Source organism: Sphingobacterium sp. BIGb0165 (genome assembly GCF_024810095.1).
GTDB lineage: Bacteria > Bacteroidota > Bacteroidia > Sphingobacteriales > Sphingobacteriaceae > Sphingobacterium > Sphingobacterium detergens.
This window is the reverse complement of the sequence record NZ_JANUEB010000005.1, coordinates 550,259-568,079: the sequence shown is the minus strand read 5'-3', so window position 1 is coordinate 568,079 and position 17,821 is coordinate 550,259. Positions and strand designations below refer to the sequence as shown.

19 protein-coding genes are annotated in these 17,821 nt (G+C 38.5%); 13 read left to right on the top strand and 6 right to left on the bottom strand.

Annotated elements, in window-relative coordinates:
* Positions 1–804 precede the first annotated feature (804 nt).
* Together M2408_RS14490 and M2408_RS14485 are read left to right on the top strand one after the other, a co-directional pair.
* Positions 805–1,467 carry a hypothetical protein gene (locus tag M2408_RS14490; protein WP_259182981.1) on the top strand — a complete coding sequence of 221 codons (663 nt, stop codon included), beginning with the start codon at positions 805–807 and terminating at the stop codon, positions 1,465–1,467.
* Between the two features lie 8 nt (positions 1,468–1,475).
* Positions 1,476–2,096: a hypothetical protein gene (locus tag M2408_RS14485; protein WP_259182979.1), complete on the top strand. Its 621-nt coding sequence runs from the start codon at positions 1,476–1,478 to the stop codon at positions 2,094–2,096.
* A gap of 42 nt (positions 2,097–2,138) precedes the next feature.
* On the opposite strand, the gene M2408_RS14480 is transcribed toward M2408_RS14485, so the two are convergent.
* Positions 2,139–2,618 carry an SRPBCC family protein gene (locus M2408_RS14480; RefSeq protein ID WP_259182978.1) on the bottom strand — a complete coding sequence of 160 codons (480 nt, stop codon included), beginning with the start codon at positions 2,616–2,618 and terminating at the stop codon, positions 2,139–2,141.
* A gap of 117 nt (positions 2,619–2,735) precedes the next feature.
* Between M2408_RS14480 and M2408_RS14475 the strand changes: the two genes are divergently transcribed.
* The gene (locus tag M2408_RS14475) at positions 2,736–3,245 is read left to right on the top strand and encodes a GNAT family N-acetyltransferase (protein WP_259182976.1); all 510 of its coding nucleotides are present in this window, start codon (positions 2,736–2,738) and stop codon (positions 3,243–3,245) included.
* Positions 3,242–4,087: a metallophosphoesterase gene (locus M2408_RS14470; protein ID WP_259182973.1), complete on the top strand. Its 846-nt coding sequence runs from the start codon at positions 3,242–3,244 to the stop codon at positions 4,085–4,087. Before M2408_RS14475 ends, M2408_RS14470 begins: the two co-directional genes overlap by 4 nt.
* Positions 4,088–4,135: 48 nt before the next feature.
* Here the strand turns inward: M2408_RS14470 and M2408_RS14465 are convergent, their stop codons facing one another.
* Positions 4,136–4,717: a TetR/AcrR family transcriptional regulator gene (locus M2408_RS14465; protein WP_259182970.1), complete on the bottom strand. Its 582-nt coding sequence runs from the start codon at positions 4,715–4,717 to the stop codon at positions 4,136–4,138.
* A gap of 58 nt (positions 4,718–4,775) precedes the next feature.
* Here M2408_RS14465 and M2408_RS14460 point away from each other — a divergent pair, with 58 nt between their 5' ends.
* Complete coding sequence (locus M2408_RS14460) at positions 4,776–4,964, top strand: hypothetical protein (protein WP_259182968.1); 189 nt, start codon at positions 4,776–4,778, stop codon at positions 4,962–4,964.
* A 574-nt stretch (positions 4,965–5,538) separates the two neighbouring features.
* Positions 5,539–5,829 carry an RNA polymerase alpha subunit C-terminal domain-containing protein gene (locus M2408_RS14455; RefSeq protein ID WP_259182967.1) on the top strand — a complete coding sequence of 97 codons (291 nt, stop codon included), beginning with the start codon at positions 5,539–5,541 and terminating at the stop codon, positions 5,827–5,829.
* Between the two features lie 137 nt (positions 5,830–5,966).
* Here M2408_RS14455 and M2408_RS14450 read toward each other — a convergent pair whose 3' ends face one another.
* Positions 5,967–6,392, bottom strand: a complete 426-nt coding sequence (locus M2408_RS14450; protein ID WP_120258346.1) for a cold-shock protein — start codon at positions 6,390–6,392, stop codon at positions 5,967–5,969.
* Between the two features lie 281 nt (positions 6,393–6,673).
* Between M2408_RS14450 and M2408_RS14445 the strand changes: the two genes are divergently transcribed.
* Entirely contained in the window at positions 6,674–6,955 is a 282-nt protein-coding gene (locus tag M2408_RS14445) for a GNAT family N-acetyltransferase (protein WP_120258347.1), read from the top strand.
* 55 nt (positions 6,956–7,010) lie between these two features.
* Here the strand turns inward: M2408_RS14445 and leuS are convergent, their stop codons facing one another.
* Entirely contained in the window at positions 7,011–9,794 is a 2,784-nt protein-coding gene (gene leuS / locus M2408_RS14440) for a leucine--tRNA ligase (RefSeq protein ID WP_259182963.1), read from the bottom strand.
* A 218-nt stretch (positions 9,795–10,012) separates the two neighbouring features.
* Here leuS and M2408_RS14435 point away from each other — a divergent pair, with 218 nt between their 5' ends.
* The 5 genes from M2408_RS14435 to M2408_RS14415 are packed head-to-tail and all read left to right on the top strand — an operon-like array spanning position 10,013 to position 13,711.
* Complete coding sequence (locus M2408_RS14435; protein ID WP_120258349.1) at positions 10,013–10,891, top strand: ABC transporter permease; 879 nt, start codon at positions 10,013–10,015, stop codon at positions 10,889–10,891.
* A 2-nt stretch (positions 10,892–10,893) separates the two neighbouring features.
* On the top strand, positions 10,894–11,139 hold the full coding sequence (locus tag M2408_RS14430; RefSeq protein WP_259182961.1) for a DUF3098 domain-containing protein: 246 nt from the start codon (positions 10,894–10,896) through the stop codon (positions 11,137–11,139).
* Between the two features lie 15 nt (positions 11,140–11,154).
* A complete protein-coding gene (locus M2408_RS14425; RefSeq protein ID WP_259182959.1) occupies positions 11,155–11,949 on the top strand; it encodes an undecaprenyl-diphosphate phosphatase in 795 nt (264 codons plus the stop codon).
* 9 nt (positions 11,950–11,958) lie between these two features.
* Positions 11,959–12,681 carry a tRNA pseudouridine(55) synthase TruB gene (truB, locus tag M2408_RS14420; RefSeq protein WP_121121536.1) on the top strand — a complete coding sequence of 241 codons (723 nt, stop codon included), beginning with the start codon at positions 11,959–11,961 and terminating at the stop codon, positions 12,679–12,681.
* Between the two features lie 55 nt (positions 12,682–12,736).
* Positions 12,737–13,711: a bifunctional riboflavin kinase/FAD synthetase gene (locus M2408_RS14415; RefSeq protein WP_259182955.1), complete on the top strand. Its 975-nt coding sequence runs from the start codon at positions 12,737–12,739 to the stop codon at positions 13,709–13,711.
* Positions 13,712–13,891: 180 nt separating this feature from the next.
* Here M2408_RS14415 and aroQ read toward each other — a convergent pair whose 3' ends face one another.
* Both aroQ and M2408_RS14405 read right to left on the bottom strand, forming a co-directional pair.
* The gene (gene aroQ / locus M2408_RS14410; RefSeq protein WP_259182954.1) at positions 13,892–14,314 is read right to left on the bottom strand and encodes a type II 3-dehydroquinate dehydratase; all 423 of its coding nucleotides are present in this window, start codon (positions 14,312–14,314) and stop codon (positions 13,892–13,894) included.
* Positions 14,315–14,508: 194 nt separating this feature from the next.
* Entirely contained in the window at positions 14,509–16,182 is a 1,674-nt protein-coding gene (locus M2408_RS14405; protein WP_259182952.1) for a gliding motility protein RemB, read from the bottom strand.
* Positions 16,183–16,378: 196 nt separating this feature from the next.
* On the opposite strand from M2408_RS14405, the gene M2408_RS14400 reads away from it, so the two are divergent.
* Complete coding sequence (locus M2408_RS14400; RefSeq protein WP_259182949.1) at positions 16,379–17,794, top strand: glycoside hydrolase family 125 protein; 1,416 nt, start codon at positions 16,379–16,381, stop codon at positions 17,792–17,794.
* Positions 17,795–17,821: the final 27 nt, after the last annotated feature.

Below are 17,821 nucleotides of genomic sequence, written 5' to 3'. Positions count from 1 at the left end.
CTTGCTTGCTTGCTTGCTTGCTTGCTTGCTTGCTTGCTTGCTTGCTTGCTTGCTTGCTTGCTTGCTTGCTTGCTTGCTTGCTTGCTTGCTTGCTTCAGACAAAACACCTTTCACAATTTCCAAACGACGGGAATAAATGGTCATCAGCAGCTATCAGCCAGCATACATCACAACCACCCTTTATTTAACCACATTTTTAAGCGATACAAGCCCTTTGCAGACAACAAGAGCAGCAAGACATAGCTCAAACCAAAAGATGTCTTAAAAGCCATAAAAAATAGATATACTCCAATCAGCTTGTACAGAGCAAACGATCATCAGCAGCTATCAGCCAGCATGCACCACAGCCACCCTTTATTTAACAGCATTTTTAAGCGACATGAGCCCTTTGCAGACAACAAGAGCACAAGACACGGCTCAAACCAAAAGATGTCTTAAAAGCCATAAAAAATGGATATACTCCAATCAGTTTGCACAGAGCAAATGATCATCAGCAGCTATCCATCAGCTTGTGTTACCCCACCCATACGCTAACGATATTTTATAAGTGGTACAAGCGCTTCATGTGTAGTACCACCAGATTTACCACATGAAAAAACAGCTAGGAAATAATTAAAAAAGACAAAACAAACTATCCTGCAACAAAATAACACCATCTAAATAAACAGAAAAATCACATCTATAAAACACAATCCAAATCGTAGAGTCCAAAAAAAAGTGAAAACTACAGCAGAAACTTTAAACACAGAAACATCCAAACAATCTTACTTCTTGTTATCTTTGCTGTACTACATAATTCATTATATGCATAATTATTCCGCTGAAGACAGTTTATTTATACAGATCGAGATTAAGAAAATAAGAAAAGCCCGTAATAACGCGATCACTTTCATTATGGCAATCTTTCTCATTTCCTTTGTCATCTTGTTATATGTTTTTTCGGGCCGATGGCTGGACACTCCAGACAAGCAGACTGTTTACCATAGCCCCACCATATCTCTTTACACAATATTCCTATTCCCTACCATACTATTTACTGGATTAAGTTGGGCCTTATCTATCAAAAACCAAAAATATATTAGCGTGCTACAGCAGCTCGACAGCCACGACTTAGGCATCTATCGACGGTACACAAGCGCACTTGCTCAGCGATATGCAGCCATTGCGCTCTACATTTTCTGTAAAAATGAACTTATATTCTTTCCTCTTTTTGGAAGCAAAAAGATTCCAATCAATCAAATCAAACGTATAGAAACAAAATATGTCCATAATTATCGCGACACATACAGCTACCACATCTATTTTTATAACGATTCTACAAAAATCTATCATGCAACAATGCACCAGATAGCTGCCTTCGATTTTCTACAGAAACAGCTTCTGGAGGAAAATCCAAATCTAACGATCATCGCACGGAACCAGATACCCTCGTATTTGAGAACAAAAGACAAGCCTACACACTATTAATTTATTATATGGAAAGTTATTCGTCCAACAACAGTTCATTTTTACAAACGGAGATAAGGAAAATCTGCAAAGTCCGCAATGCCATTATTGGACTATTTATAGCGATGTTTCTTTTTTGTTATGGCTTCTTCTTCTATGTTTTTTTGGATAAGTGGACAGCTGCTTCAGATAAGCTGACATTTTTTTACAAGTCCCTCCCGCTCCTGAGTACATTGTTCGTCTATTTCGGCGGACTATTCGGCGGGCTCAGCTGGGTCGTTTATGCCAAAAATCAGAAATTTATTATTGCCCTACGAGGTCTCAATAGCCGTGATCTCGATATTTATCAGCGGTACACCCGAAGACTTGTCCGCATCTATGCAACTATTGCGCCGTACCTTTTTCAGGAGCATGAGCTTGTATTTTTTCCTTTTTTTGGAAGTAAAAAAATTCCGATCAGTCAGATTCACCGTATAGAGACCAAGATTATACTGAACCACCGTGGCCCGAATAGTTTTCGCATCTATTTTTACAATGAATTCTCCAAGATTCATCAGGTGACAATGAACCAAAGAGGTGCATTCGATTTTCTACAGGAACAGCTTTTAGAAGAAAACCCGAACCTCAGCATCATTTCGAAAAACCATTAAGTCCCTTATACACAGTCCGCATATAAAAAGCAATCCTCCACCCTACCCTTCGATATAACGGCTATAATCTCCTGACTCGGCAACCAGCTTGATGATATGGTTCCGCTCTTCAAGAAATCGTCTCATATAACCTGTAAGGAAAGACCATTCGGCAAACCGCCCCAAAGGACCCAGGGGTGCCCTAAAATTAAACACATCCCGCATCAGCACCGTACCATCAGCCTGCTCTTCGAAAAGATGCTGATGATCCATCGACTGAAATACCCCCTGTATCATTTTATCTTCGAAAAAATAGGGTTTTTCCATTTTTGTGATCCGCACCGTCAACGTTTGATATACACCCAGATGTTTTGCCCGCCACTGAACGGTCTGTCCGGCTTCGATCAGTCCACTGGTCACGCCAGCGATCGCCTTCTCATTTGTCTTTCCAGTCGAATACATGTGTAAGTCTATACTGCGGGCCAGATCAAAAACTATCCCTATTGGTGCATTTACAGTGGTGTCTAATACAAGTGTTGGCATAAAATCTTGCTATCGGTGAATTCGGAACAAATTTCGTAAAAAACACGAATTTCTTAGGAAAGAGTCTAACAATTATCTAATTTAACCCTCCAATCTAATATCAATAACAAGAAGGCTATGATCACATTGCTTCCATTTGAAGAAGCTGACTTTGACCGCTTCAAATCCTGGATCAGATCTCCAGAAGAACTCCTGCAGTTCGCAGGTCCATATTTTTCATTTCCAGTGACTGACGAACAATTAAAAAAGTATATTGACGATCCCAAACGCCGTCCCTTTAAAATTGTCAGTACAGAAACAAACAACGTTATCGGACATTGCGAATTGAACTTTGAAAGAAGTATACCACGATTATCCCGCATATTGATTGCTGACAATACCGAAAGAAATAAGGGCTATGGCAAGAAAACCATCAATGCAATGCTGAAACTGCTCTTTGATGATAACACTTACGATCAAGCGGATTTAAACGTTTATGACTGGAACACGAGTGCAATAAAATGTTATGAGGGTGTAGGGTTTAAGATCAATGAAGGCGCCACAACTGAAACGTCAATCGGCAATGAAACCTGGAAGGGCCTGAATATGCAAATCACCAAATCGAACTGGCTAGCCAAAACACAATGAAGAAGAAACGTTTTTTTAAAAGAGCCTTTATTACCCTAACCTTGATCGCTGCTCTGCTCGGTTATTATGCCTGGCAGATTGAACCACACTGGGTCAAATTTGATCAGCTAAAACTCCCTATAAAAAACCTTCCCGGCAACCTTGAAGGGAAAACGCTCGTTCAGATTTCGGACATCCACATCGGTGACTATGTCAGTAAAGATTTTATCAAAAACAACTTCGCGAAAGTTGGCATAACACATCCGGACATTATTGTTTACACAGGCGATTTTGTCCGATTGGTCCACAATGCCCTCCCACTCGCTGATCTCGACGAAGTCATGCAATTAGCACCAAAAGGAAAACTACAGACATTGGCCATCATGGGAAATCATGATTATGGAAGAGCCTTTAAAGACAGTACTGCAGCGGATTCAATCACTACACTGCTAAAAAAGTATCATATTACTGTTTTAAGAAACGAAAGTGTGAATATAAATGGTCTACAGCTCTATGGTATGGACGACTATTGGGGAACAAACTTTGACCCTGTAAAAACTATGCAGAACTACAACCGCAACCAAGCGAGCCTTGTCCTCTGCCACAACCCCGATGTTGCTGATCTGGATGTATGGAATGGCTATGAAGGGTGGATTTTATCAGGTCATACACATGCCGGGCAGGTGCGGATCCCATTTTGGGGTTCACCCATTATCCCCGTCTCGAACAAAAACTACGATCAGGGTATTAAAAAACTTTCTGGAAACCGAACCCTCTACATCAACAGGGGCCTCGGTCATAGTATCCCCGTCCGCTTTAATGCACGACCTGAAATAACCATTTTCACCTTAACAAAGGACTAAGATCGGAGATACGGTCATGTTTAATGCTTCAATAAACACCCTATGGAATTAAATGAGGTATGGATAAAAAGCAACCGCTATTGTTTGTCGATAGTCTTCCAGCGCATCCGATTCAAATCGACCGCCCAATACCGCAAAACTCGAATACCAGAAATCTGATATAATAAAAATCTGACGTACAAAACCCTTCAGAATGGCTATTGGTATATCCTGTCTAAACATTCCCAATTTGGAGTAGTGCTCAAAGAGGGAAATAAACTGTTCCTCACGTCGTGCAACAAGAGTCCGATAGGCATCCCCAATAGCGGGTATCCAAGTACAGATCTCGACGAAATTGACAAAAATAAACTTATACTTATTGATCAACAGATAAGATCCCTCCGTAAATTCCTGCAACAACTCCTGAAATGTGGCATCTTTCTGATCAAATAAAACCACCATTTCGTCATAGTCCCGCTGGAGCTGCTCAAAAATAGTAAAGATAATATCTTCTGTATGTTTGAAGTGATAATGGAGATTGCCAGCACTAATACCCATTTCCTGTGCAATCTGCCGTGTCGTAACGGTACGTATCCCTTCCCGATTATATACACCTAGCGCTGCCGCTACAATTTTTTCTTTCGTATTCATGACACAAAATTAGAACAATTGTTCTAATTTTGTGTCATGAATGATAAATTAAGATAATATGAAAGACGAAAAGAAAGAAAGTTGGCTAAAAAATCAATATATAGATCTAAAGCAGACGCTTATTCCGGCCCATCCAAATGATGGTCCCTGGAAAAAATTCGGCAAACAGACAGCTTTTTTTATGTTTTTAACATTGATGGTATGCGGAGCAATAGCTATGTTGATCGCCATTTCCTTTGCGCATTAGTAAAGAATCTGTTTGACGGTATATTTATTTTTTATTGGTTATGCTGGTTCTTTATTCGATTTACACGGCTACAGCATTTTCCTATTCCATTTTTAAACAGCTGGCTTACGGACCTTGTCTTTGTCCCTATTATTGTTCATGTCGCATCTATTACAGGAAGCTTTTTATTCAATAAAGGAAAACCGCATGGATATCCATTATACCAAATCTGGTTGATATCAGCTATTGTATCACTACTATTTGAGTACGTCATGCCTAGCTACACAGACTACAATACGGGGGATCCCTATGACGTAATTGCCTATTTTATGGGAGGACTATTTTACTTTTTATTCCATCAGCCCCGTTATATCAGAAAAAATTCCGATGGAACCAATCATGTGATTTGCAAACAAAATTAAACCACAGCTAATAAAAATACGTTCTGGAACAATATAGAATATACGCTCAGAAAAGCTCACGCCCAAAGTCCCCTGGAATATCTTATTGGTAAACAGACCTTCAATAGCAAAAAGTATAAACTATAATTGAATAATAGTGTTGATATTGTAATTAATTAGCAGATGTAGGTCATATGACAAGAATCAAAACCAAAAGAACATGTAGTAATGGGCACAGCTTCTATAAGAGTACTGATTGCCCAACATGTCCAATATGCGAAGAGGAAAAGAAACCTGAAGATGGTTTTCTAGCTCTTTTGGGTAGCCCCGCTAGAAATGCGCTGTTAAACCATGGTATAGATCAACTTGAAAAGCTAGCTCAGTACTCGGTGAAGGACCTACTAAAGCTCCATGGGCTTGGCAAAGCTTCCTTACCCCTGTTAAATCAGGCTTTAATGGAAAAGGGATTAAAATTTAAGGAGTAGGCTACTCCAAAGGCTATCCTGTCAGTTGATAACAAAAAAATAAGCCCTCGATTGGCTTCCATATAGTTTCTCGCTACTTAGAAGTGCTTGAGGGCTTTATTATTCAACGCTTTTAACACAAGCGGAATCTTCGTTTACTAGTACTCGATCAAAACTTCAGTTACCTGAGCACCTTGTTTTGCACTTTTGAATTTAAACTTAACTTTCTGATTCAGATTCAATTTCTGTCCAACAAGACGATCGTTGAAATAAATAGATTGTTGCGTCTCATTATCTCTGATAAATCCATAGTTGGATTCGGTATTGTAATGGACAACTTTTCCGAAAGAATAATCATCTTGGTGGTTCGATGACATACTTGGACTCTCCCCTTCTTTCAATTTGATCGCAGGTCTGTCTGAGATATTCCCATGTTCATCAACATAAGCAAACAGTTCTTCCAAAGATTTTCCTTTGTCATTGTTTGTTTTGTTGAATTCTTTTTTCTCAATTTTTTGTTGTTTTTTGAGTAATTTCTTTTTTTCTCGTTCTTTTTTGTTAAATGTAATTTGGCTTTTGCTCATTCAATATGGATTAAAATAAAATGTTCCCGAGGAGATGTCGGACCTTTAGAGCTTCGTTGAAAAGATAAAAATGCGAGGTGTTCTAAGGAGATAATTGCAAAGGTACGAAAAAAATAGGAAAAATCAACGACATCCTATAATACATCTGACAGCCACACAGCCTCAATTCGGAGAAGCACCGACGACCTTGATAACAGACATATTGTCTACATTGCAACACAAAATTTGATCGTTTTCATAAAACAAAAATATCTTTTGGACGTTATTTTGAAAAAAACACTATGGAAGTAAAAAATATCGAAAGAGACGACAGAGGTAATTTCATTGCTGAGGTGGAAAATAATGAGGCCGGGATTTTGGAATATACCTGGCAGAGTGAGTACGAGTTTTCCATAGACCATACCGAGGTCTATGACGAATATAAAGGAATGAGTGTCGGCAAAAAACTCGTTCTTGAAGCCGTAGATTATGCCCGGAAAAACGATGCCAAGATTGTCCCGAATTGTCCTTATGCAAAATCAATTTTTGACAAAACCATTGCCTTTCAGGATGTACTGGCATAAAAAAGCCATTTTATCACTGGGACAAAATGGCTTTTATTTTTGATAACTGTATAGGCTAAGCTACAATATTGATTATTTTCCCTTTTACAAAAATAATCTTCTTAATTGGCTTACCGTCCAGATGTCTTTGTACATCGGCATGTGCCTTGATCGTTTCTTCAACAGTTTGTTGATCTAAATCCAATGCAAGTGATAGATTAAACTTCATTTTACCATTGAAAGAAACCGGATAAGCAAATTCAGACTCGACTAGATATTCCGGTTTGAACGTAGGATAAGTTGCCTGAGAAAGTGTACCTGCCTCATGCCCCAATAAATTCCACAATTCCTCCGTAATATGTGGTGCATAAGATTGAAGAACAATAACAAGTTGCTCCAATATCTGGCGCTTATTGCATTTCAAATCGGTCAATTCATTCACACAGATCATAAAGGCGGAAACAGACGTGTTGAACGAAAAACGCTCGATATCATCTTCCACTTTCTTAATAATCTTATGTAAAGCTTTGAACTCAGCTTTGGAAGGCTCTTCATCTGATACATTAAAATTACCTTCGGCATCGTGAAACAGGCGCCATACTTTCTTTAGAAACTTGTAGACACCTTCGATACCATTGGTATTCCATGGTTTGGCTTGCTCCAACGGACCCAAAAACATTTCGTAAAGACGCAAGGTATCAGCGCCATAAGTCTCAATAATATCATCTGGATTAACGACATTGAATTTCGACTTGGACATTTTCTCCACCTCGCTACCACAAATGTATTTACCGTTTTCCAAAACAAATTCAGCATTCGCAAAATCAGGTCTGAAATTTTTGAATTTTTCAAGATCCAAAACATCATTCGATACGATATTAACATCGACATGCAAAGGAATTGTATTGTAATCGTTTCTCAAGCCATAGGACACAAATTGATTGGTTCCTCTGCCCTCTTCATCGAGTACACGGTAGACAAAATTTGAACGCCCTTGAATCATACCTTGGTTGATCAATTTCCGGAATGGTTCTTCCTCGTTATGATAGCCAAGATCTTTTAAGAACTTATTCCAAAAACGTGAATATAACAAGTGACCTGTAGCATGTTCTGAACCGCCAATATATAAATCAACAGCTTTCCAGTAATCAACAGCTTCTTTTGAAGCAAAGTTACCCTCATTCTTTGGATCCATGTATCTGAACCAATACCATGAAGAGCCTGCCCAACCTGGCATTGTACTCAACTCATATTCATACTGATCCTCATATTTCCAGTCTTTAGCACGTCCTAAAGGAGGTTCCCCAGACTCTGTTGGCAGGTATTTATCAACCTCAGGTAATAATAAAGGTAGTTCTTCTTCTTTAATAAGGTATGGTAGACCATTTTTAAAGTAGACTGGAACAGGTTCACCCCAATAACGTTGACGACCAAAAATCGCATCGCGCATGCGGAAGTTGATCTTCGCTTTACCTAATTTCAATTCTTCCAGCTTCGCAATCAGCGCGGGCACAGCCTCCTGATAGGTCATACCGTTGATAAAATCAGAATTGATATATTTTCCATCCTTATTCGGATCAGCCTCTTCTTCAATCTGCTGTGTATCCGAAATCGGAATAATTTCTAAATTAAAATGCTTGGCAAAAACATAATCACGTTGATCGCCACTAGGTACAGCCATAACCGCCCCTGTGCCATATCCCGCCAAAACATAATCTGCAATCCAGATCTGCACATCACGGCCTGAAATAGGGTGTTTAGCAAATGAACCTGTAAAGGCTCCCGATACTGTTTTGGTATCGGCCATACGATCTAGTTCAGATTTTTTTGAGGTCTTCTCAATATAGGCTTCAACTTCAGCTTTTTGCTCGGCTGTCGTCAACGATGCAACCAATTCATGTTCAGGTGCCAAAACGACAAATGAAACACCGAAAATAGTATCCACACGTGTTGTAAAGACTTCAATTGCGGAGTCCAACTGTGGAACAGGGAATTTGACCGAAGCTCCAACGGATTTTCCGATCCAGTTACGCTGCATTTCCACCAAGGGCTCTGGCCAATCAATGGTATCCAAACCTTTTAACAGACGATCGGCATAAGCAGTGATACGCATTGACCATTGCATCATCTTCTTTTGCTCCACAGGATACCCGCCGCGCTCGGACACGCCGTTAATCACCTCATCATTAGCCAATACTGTCCCTAAAGCAGCACACCAATTAACCGTGCTCTCACGTAGATAAGCAATACGATATTTTAACAACTCACGTTGTTGCTTTTCCTCATCAAAAGATTTCCATTCTTCCGAAGTGAATTCTAATACATCTTCGTCAGAAACAGCTTGAACAGCTGCAGAACCATTTGTGGAAAATTTCGTAATCAATGTATCAATGGATTCTGCTTTATCCGTCTCCTTATTATACCAAGAACCGAATGATTTCATAAAAATCCACTGCGTCCATTTATAGTATTCAGGTTCAGAAGTACGAACTTCCCTACTCCAATCATAAGAGAAACCGATGTTGTCCATCTGCTCGCGGTAACGATTGATATTTGCCTCGGTTGTAACCGCAGGGTGTTGACCCGTTTGAATCGCATATTGCTCTGCAGGAAGTCCAAAGGAATCATAACCCATTGGATGCAGTACATTGAAGCCTTTTAGTCGTTTGTATCTTGAAAAGATATCCGAAGCAATGTATCCGAGTGGATGACCAACATGTAGTCCTGCCCCAGATGGATAAGGAAACATATCCAACACATAGTATTTTGGCTTCTGATGCGCATCTGATGTTTTATATGTTTGATGATCCGCCCAAAACTTCTGCCACTTTTTCTCTAATGATTTGTGATTATACTCCATTTTTGTTCGTAAGGAATTTTTATGACTTGCGAAATTACGATTTTAATACTGAAATGTGATAAAAGTTTTGTAGTTTGAACAATAAATTCTAGTATTGAAAAGTTATTTAAACATAGGTAGAAAACTAAATTCGAATTGATTTTTATCAAAGTAATTACAAGATAAATTCGAAATCTTCCGCTCAATTAGTTACTTTCGCAAATAAATTTTTGCTTATTATGTCAGAATACGAATTAAGCACACAAAAAAGAAAAACAAAGTCTGTATATGTATCCACAGTTATCAGTATAGCACTGGTACTATTGGTAACAGGTATGTTAGGCTTATTATTGGTGCACGCTAAAAATCTTTCAAAGTACGTTAAAGAAAACATTGTCCTGAATGTCATTGTAAATGATGGCACCAGTGAAGGCGATGTACTTTCTTTGCAAAAAGATCTTGAAAAAGACCCTTATGTTCTTCGCTCGGTGTATATCAGCAAAGAAATTGCTGCTAAAAACCTGAAAGAAGATCTTGGTGAAGATTTTGTACAGTACCTTGGGCATAACCCATTATTGCCATCATTAGATGTCTATATGAAGGAGAATTATGCCAATACGGATAGCATCAAAACTTTCATCGAAAAAATCTCTAAAAACAACAAAATAAAAGAGGTTGTCTATCAGGAATCTTTGATCGATATGGTCAATAAAAACGTACGTATCATCGGTATGATTGTTTTGGCCTTTGCTGTTATTTTATTGATCATCGCTGTGGCTTTAATTAACAATACCATACGTTTGGCTATTTACTCGCAGCGTTTCTTAATTAAAAGCATGCAATTAATCGGTGCGACCAAAAACTTTATTCGTAAACCTTTTATCACTTATGGTATTATCCATGGTTTGCTAGGTTCACTGATTGCGATTCTACTATTGATATTGACACTCAAATTAGCGCAACAACAGATACCAGAATTGGTCTTTTTACGCAACTGGTTTGAGTTTGCAATCATCTTCTTAGGTGTTATCTGCATCGGGATTTTAATCTCAGGGCTTAGTACCTACTTCGCTGTAACTAAATATTTAAAAGCTCAATCTAACGATTTATATAGATAAAAATGGCTCAAATAAAGAAATCTACTGAATCTGTAAATAAAGGTTCCTTCGTATTTTCAAAAGTAAATTATCAGCTTTTTATAGCTAGCTTGGTTCTTGTCGTCATTGGCTTTGCGCTGATGTCCGGTGAAAGTGATATCTATAGCTTTACCAAAATCACTTTAGCACCAATTGTAGTCGTTCTCGGCTTTGCATTGGGATTTGTAGCGATCTTATATCGCCCCAAAACAACTAAAACTGAAGAATAATCTTATAAAAAACAGATGTCTATTATTGAAGCTATAATCCTTGCTATCATCGAAGGATTAACGGAGTTTTTACCTGTCTCCTCTACAGGTCACATGATTATAGCAACTGCACTGATGGGTATTCAGCCCTCAGCCTTTGTTAAATTATTTACAATTGTCATTCAATTGGGAACGATTTTATCCGTTCTCGTTTTATATTATAAGCGATTCTTTAAATCGCTTTCATTTTACTACAAGTTGGTGATCGCTGCTATTCCAGCATCGATACTTGGATTACTTTTCAACGATTTTATCGATTCACTTTTGGAAAGCCCACTGATGGTTGCGATTATGCTCGTAATCGGTGGTGTTGTCCTGCTTTTTGTTGACAAATGGTTTAATAAACCTACTGTTGAAGATTCGGACAACGTCTCTTACAAGCAGGCCTTTATGATCGGTGTATACCAATGTCTGGCTCTGATTCCCGGTACATCCCGGTCCGCGAGTACCATCATCGGTGGTATGGCCGAAAAATTAACACGTAAAGCAGCCGCAGAATTTTCATTCTTTCTGGCTTTGCCGATGATGTTTGGTGCTTCAGCTGTTAAACTCCTGAAATTCTTCAAAGAAGGAAATACATTTACAGGCGAAGAGCTTAACCTTCTTATTGTAGGTAACCTCATTGGTTTTGTTGTCGCAATTGTTGCAATCAAATCTTTTATTGGATTTTTAACCAAATATGGCTTTAAGGCTTTCGGATGGTATAGAATAGTTGTTGGAGTTGTTATTCTCGTACTACTTCTTTCAGGTCATAGTTTACAAATTATCTAAAATTTTTTCATGGAGAATATAGAGGTTGGTGAAAACTCAGCAAGGTTTAATTTTGCTGAAGGCGAAATGTTGTTGATTGATAAACCTTTAACATGGACAAGTTTCGACGTTGTTGGGAAAGTCAGAAACTCATTGAAACCATTAAAATTAAAAGTCGGCCATGCAGGCACATTGGACCCCTTAGCAACGGGCTTGCTAATTGTCTGTACTGGTAAGTTGACAAAAAAGATAGACAGCTACCAAGCCGAAGACAAAGAATATACAGGGACAATTACATTGGGAGGAACCACCCCCTCCTATGACCTGGAAACAGAAATTGATGAGCTATTCCCTATCGATCATATTACTGAACAAATGATCTTTGATGCGGCAAAGACCTTTGAAGGTGACATACAACAGTTTCCTCCAGCGCATTCTGCCATAAAGATCAATGGTGAACGTGTCTATGCAAAAGCTCGTCGCGGTGAAGAGGTTGAAATAAAATCTCGCCAGGTACGGATCAATAGCTTTGAAATTGAGAAGATTGAACTTCCGAATGTACATTTTCGGATTTCCTGTTCAAAAGGCACTTACATCAGATCATTAGCATACGACTTTGGAAAAGTATTACATAGTGGATCCCACCTAAGTTCTTTAAGACGAACCAAAAGTGGTGATTATACGATTGAAAACGCCTGGAATCTTGAACAGCTTATCGCCGAAATAAAACGTCATAAGGAAATCATTAAATAAAGCCATCGCTGCACTTTATTGATTCTTTATCTTATTTTTGCAAAAAATCCAATAAATGAAAATCTACAGAAGTTTAGAAGATTTCTCCCCCGTTGAAAATGCAGTAGTTACCATTGGTACTTTTGATGGTGTTCATATTGGCCATCAAAAAATATTGGTCCACTTAAAAGAGGCTGCTCAAAAAATTAACGGCGAAACCATATTACTTACTTTTTTCCCGCATCCACGGTTAATTATTAACCCAGATGATGATAGCTTACGTTTGATAAATGATATTGAGGAAAAGGTAAGCCAACTGGGCAAGGTCGGTATTGACCATCTTATCATTATCCCCTTCTCCCGTGATTTTTCCAACCAAACTCCTGAAGAATATATTAGCAATGTGCTTGTAGGTAAATTGGGCACCAAAAAAATCGTTATCGGATATGATCACCACTTCGGAAAAGATCGCAAGGGTACATTAGGCGACTTGGAACAGTTTGCGTCCATATTCGACTACAGTGTAGATGAGATCCCGGAACAGGATATCAATGACATCGCAGTCTCTTCCACGCGTGTGCGTGAAGCACTGATTAAAGGTGATATCAAAACAGCCAACCTATATTTAGGTTATCCTTTTGAATTAACGGGAACAGTGATCCGAGGGGATCAAATCGGGCGTACCATTGGATTTCCTACAGCCAATCTACAGGTACATGAACCGCATAAATTAATTCCTGCTTATGGTATATACGCTGTAGAGGTTTATATATACAATCAGATCCAGAATATTACTACAGGCGAATATAAAGAAGAGAATCCTATTTCTATTGCTAAAGGCATGGGCTATATTGGCACAAGACCTACGGTTGACGGAATGAATCGTGCGATTGAAATAAGTCTATTTGATTTTGATCAGGATATCTATGGCAAGACGCTCCGCGTTAAATTCTTGCACTTTATCCGTCATGATGAACGTTTTGACTCACTGGAGGAAATGAAAGCGCAAATCAAAGCAGATGAAGTAGAAATAAGAAGTCTTATCGGATAAAATCTAAGGGCATACAGTTAAAAAGAATAGGCGGGAATTCCCGCCTATTCTTTTTATAACTAACGTATTCTTTGCGTCCTAATTGCTCCCACATCATCTTATTTATTGCCCCTTAGGCCTTTTTTAATCAATCATGCTTCAGTGCGCTCAGTACGGATGTTCTAGGAGCAAACGAAGTACCTACAAAACTAAAAGAGCTTCAATGCCAAGTCGGTAACTATCTAACCCAAAACCACAGATTACCCCCTTACAGTTTTTAGCCAAAAAGGAATGATGCCTAAATTCTTCCCGTTGATGAACATTGCTGATATGAACTTCAATAACCGGAGTCTGAACAGCAGCAATAGCGTCCCCAATGGCAATAGATGTATGGGTATATGCTCCAGCATTCATTACGATGCCATCATACGCAAAACCGACCTCATGGATTTTATCAATTAACCTGCCCTCAGAATTACTCTGAAAATATTCCAATTGAACTGTAGAAAAACGTGTCTTTAATTCCTCAAAATAACTCAAGAAATCCTGACTTCCATAGATTGACTTTTCCCTAACACCCAATAGATTTAAGTTTGGGCCATTTAATACAAGGATTTTTTTCATCGGTATTTAGTGATTGATTCAATATTATCTATTCGGTTATGCATTCAAACTACTCCAGTAGTATCGGTTACATTTTAAACGATATTAAAATGATTATATTAAACAAAAAACATCATGATTATACATTCCCTTATACGGCCTGAATAATCATGATGTTTTCATAAGCTGTAATGGCTCAAATATATAAAAACTTCCTATAAATCATTATAGATCGCTCTAAAGCTTGAACGAAGTCCAAATGTAACAACACCCGATTTATTCACGACAGGTGTTTCATACTGTGCTTTCGCATAGCGTTGCATATACCCCAATTCTAAACGAAGATTATATTTCGGATTAAGTACATACGCTGCTTTCGCATCCGCATAATAGATATTATTTTTTATCCCTTGCGCGATATGGTTTCCATACATATTCGGGATGGTGTTATACGATTGAAAGATATTTCCACCCATATTCGTTCCGTCAGGCAGATCCAATCCATTCTGCGTATACATTCCCTGTAATGAAAAGTCCCATCTGTCCCATGCATAGTTTACGAGACCAACCAACTCTCTAAAGTTAGCACCTTTTGGATGCGCCAATGGTTCGGCATTGTTACTATAATTGGAGTAGGATTTAAAGTGTGCATACGTATAAGGTCTAGCCGTGTTATACTCCGCAAGGAAGTTTAGGTTTTTGACACCAAACATGTCATAACCCCTTACCCCTAACTGCGCGCCCCATTTGTTATGTGCATAACCATTACCCGCAAAAAATTCCTTGGCCGTAAATTCACCTAATAAAAACTGACCATAAACCGTCAGATTGTAAGGTAATTTATACTTTGAAGTGGCTCCTAGGAACATTTTATCCGGTGAAGATCGACTATTACTTTCAACAGGACGTATAAAGATAATCGGACTTATATAACTGAAATCAAATCCTCTTTTTCCAGCGTCATCCTGTGCTGCCCAAACAACAGACTGGAAAAATCCCACAGATAATTTATTGGTCACATTCCAATCCAAATATTGGAAGGCCCCCCATTTCTTACCGTCACCCAGACGCTCATAATTTTGTCCCTCCAATGAATAATCTCCAGTAATATTTCTTCTTGGATGTGTCGGATCATTCATATAAGCCCAAATGGAAGTATATTGCACATTTCCGATTGTACCAGTCAGCTTCAGATGTGCATAATTGGATGAAAAATCAGAAAGCAACATCGAGCGGTAACCATCTCCAATAAAGTTCTTATCGTAAGCTATCGTCGCTTGGATATACTTGTGCGCATCGTAGGTCATACTTGCTGTCGCATACATCCAGTCCATTTTATTTTTAGACTGAAATTTGGTATTTCCCTGACCGGGAACCACTTTATTCGCTACAATATAATCGTCTAGATATTTTGGAAAAACAGCTTGACTTTCAAAGGCCGATGAATTAAAGGTGAATTTATTACCTACATTCAACCCGACTTGAAATCCTCGACCATTCATCCATGTACGACGTTTATCGCCCTGCATATCTTTTCCAATATACATATCTGGTAAAAAATCCGCATAGAACGTGTAATCATCTTTCTCCACTTGAACCAAATGTTCATTAAAGATTTTACGCATGAACCAATTTGAGGAGGAGACCGGTTTATTGGATTGAATCGAGTCAAATTTGGCTAACAATAACGAGTCCTTAATGACGAATGGTTTAGCTGTTGTGTGCATTCTAGTCTCAGTAGAATAAACGACATCGTTCATTTTCTGATAGAAATGATACGAATAAGGCTGACTTTTAATTTGTCCAAAACCTGCGAACGAGACACCTACTCCGATGCCTGCCAGCAGGATTCGAAGTAAATTACTTTTTTTTGATATATTAAGCCCCATAAAATTATTTCAAAGATTATTTCTTCTAGCAAAATGCATTCCTAACTGCAAATTAACCGAATAAAAATGACTTTATTAACATCTGTAGTCAATTTTATAATGCTAAATCGTATTTGCTGTTCGTTATATTCAAAAATATTTATATCTTGCATCTTAGTAAATAACCTTGTATAACAAAAAATCAGCCCTAATAAGCATGAAACGCAGAACATTTATCCAAAACGCAACCTTATTGACAGCAGGTGCATTTGCAAGCAAATTTTCTTTTGCTCAGGAACATTCTTTTCCTACTGTACGCACAGCTAAAGAAAAACGGCTTTTTTCAAGTAAAGTAATTGAAGATGCCATTACAGAGTTTCAAAAAAATGTCAAAAACAAGGAACTGACCTGGTTATTTAACAACTGCTTCCCAAATACATTGGATACAACTGTATTTCCCTATGTTCAAAATGGCAGAAACTATACCTACGTTATTACAGGAGATATCGATGCAATGTGGTTACGTGACAGTAGCGCACAGGTGTGGCCCTATCTTCCTTTCATGAAAAAAGATAAAAAATTGCAGGATCTCATTGTCGGATTAATACAAAAACAAAGTAAATGTATCAATATTGATCCTTATGCGAATGCTTTTTATAATGACCCAACAAAAAAAGGGGAATGGTTCAGTGACCACACAAGCATGAAACCAGGAATCCATGAACGAAAATGGGAAATTGATTCGCTATGTTATCCGATTCGACTGGCTTACCATTACTGGAAGGAAACAAATGACAGTAGTCCGTTTAACGAGGAATGGCTAGAGGCTCAGCACAAGATCTATCAAACTTTTGTTGAACAGCAACGTAAGGATAATTTAGGCCCTTATAAGTTCGAGCGTACGACGTCAAGGGGTTCCGACACGCTACAAGTAGATGGTTATGGCTATCCAGTAAATCCCGTAGGTTTGATCTGCTCAAGCTTTAGACCTTCGGATGACTCAACTATTTTTTCGTTCCTGATTCCTTCCAACCTATTTGCAGTGGTCAGTTTGAGACAATCTGCAGAAATTCTCAAAAAGGTTAAAAACGAACAGACGCTTTCGGCAAAAATGGAATCGCTTGCGAATGAAGTTGAGGCTGCCGTAAATAAATATGGAATTATAGATCATCCAACCTTGGGGAGAATATATGCGTTTGAAGTAGATGGTTATTCAAGTCATCTCATGATGGACGACGCCAATATCCCTAGTTTATTGGCTCTACCCTATTTAGGTGCAGTCAATCTCAATGACGAGGTCTATCAACGTACACGTAATTTTGTGCTGTCTGACAAAAACCCATTCTTCTTTAAAGGTACCGCAGCCGAAGGCATCGGGGGACCGCATATTGGTCGCGATATGATCTGGCCAATGTCAATTATTATGCGCGCACAGACCTCTACAAATGATGAAGAGATCCGCAATTGCATCAAAACTTTAGTGAGCACGCATGGTGGTACAGGATTTATGCATGAATCCTTCCATAAGAATGATCCGAAAAAATTCACAAGACATTGGTTTGCCTGGACTAATACATTATTTGGCGAATTAATTTGGAAAATATATAAAGAGAAACCATCTTTGCTTCAGTAAAACTGAATCTTATAACGCAATGTTATA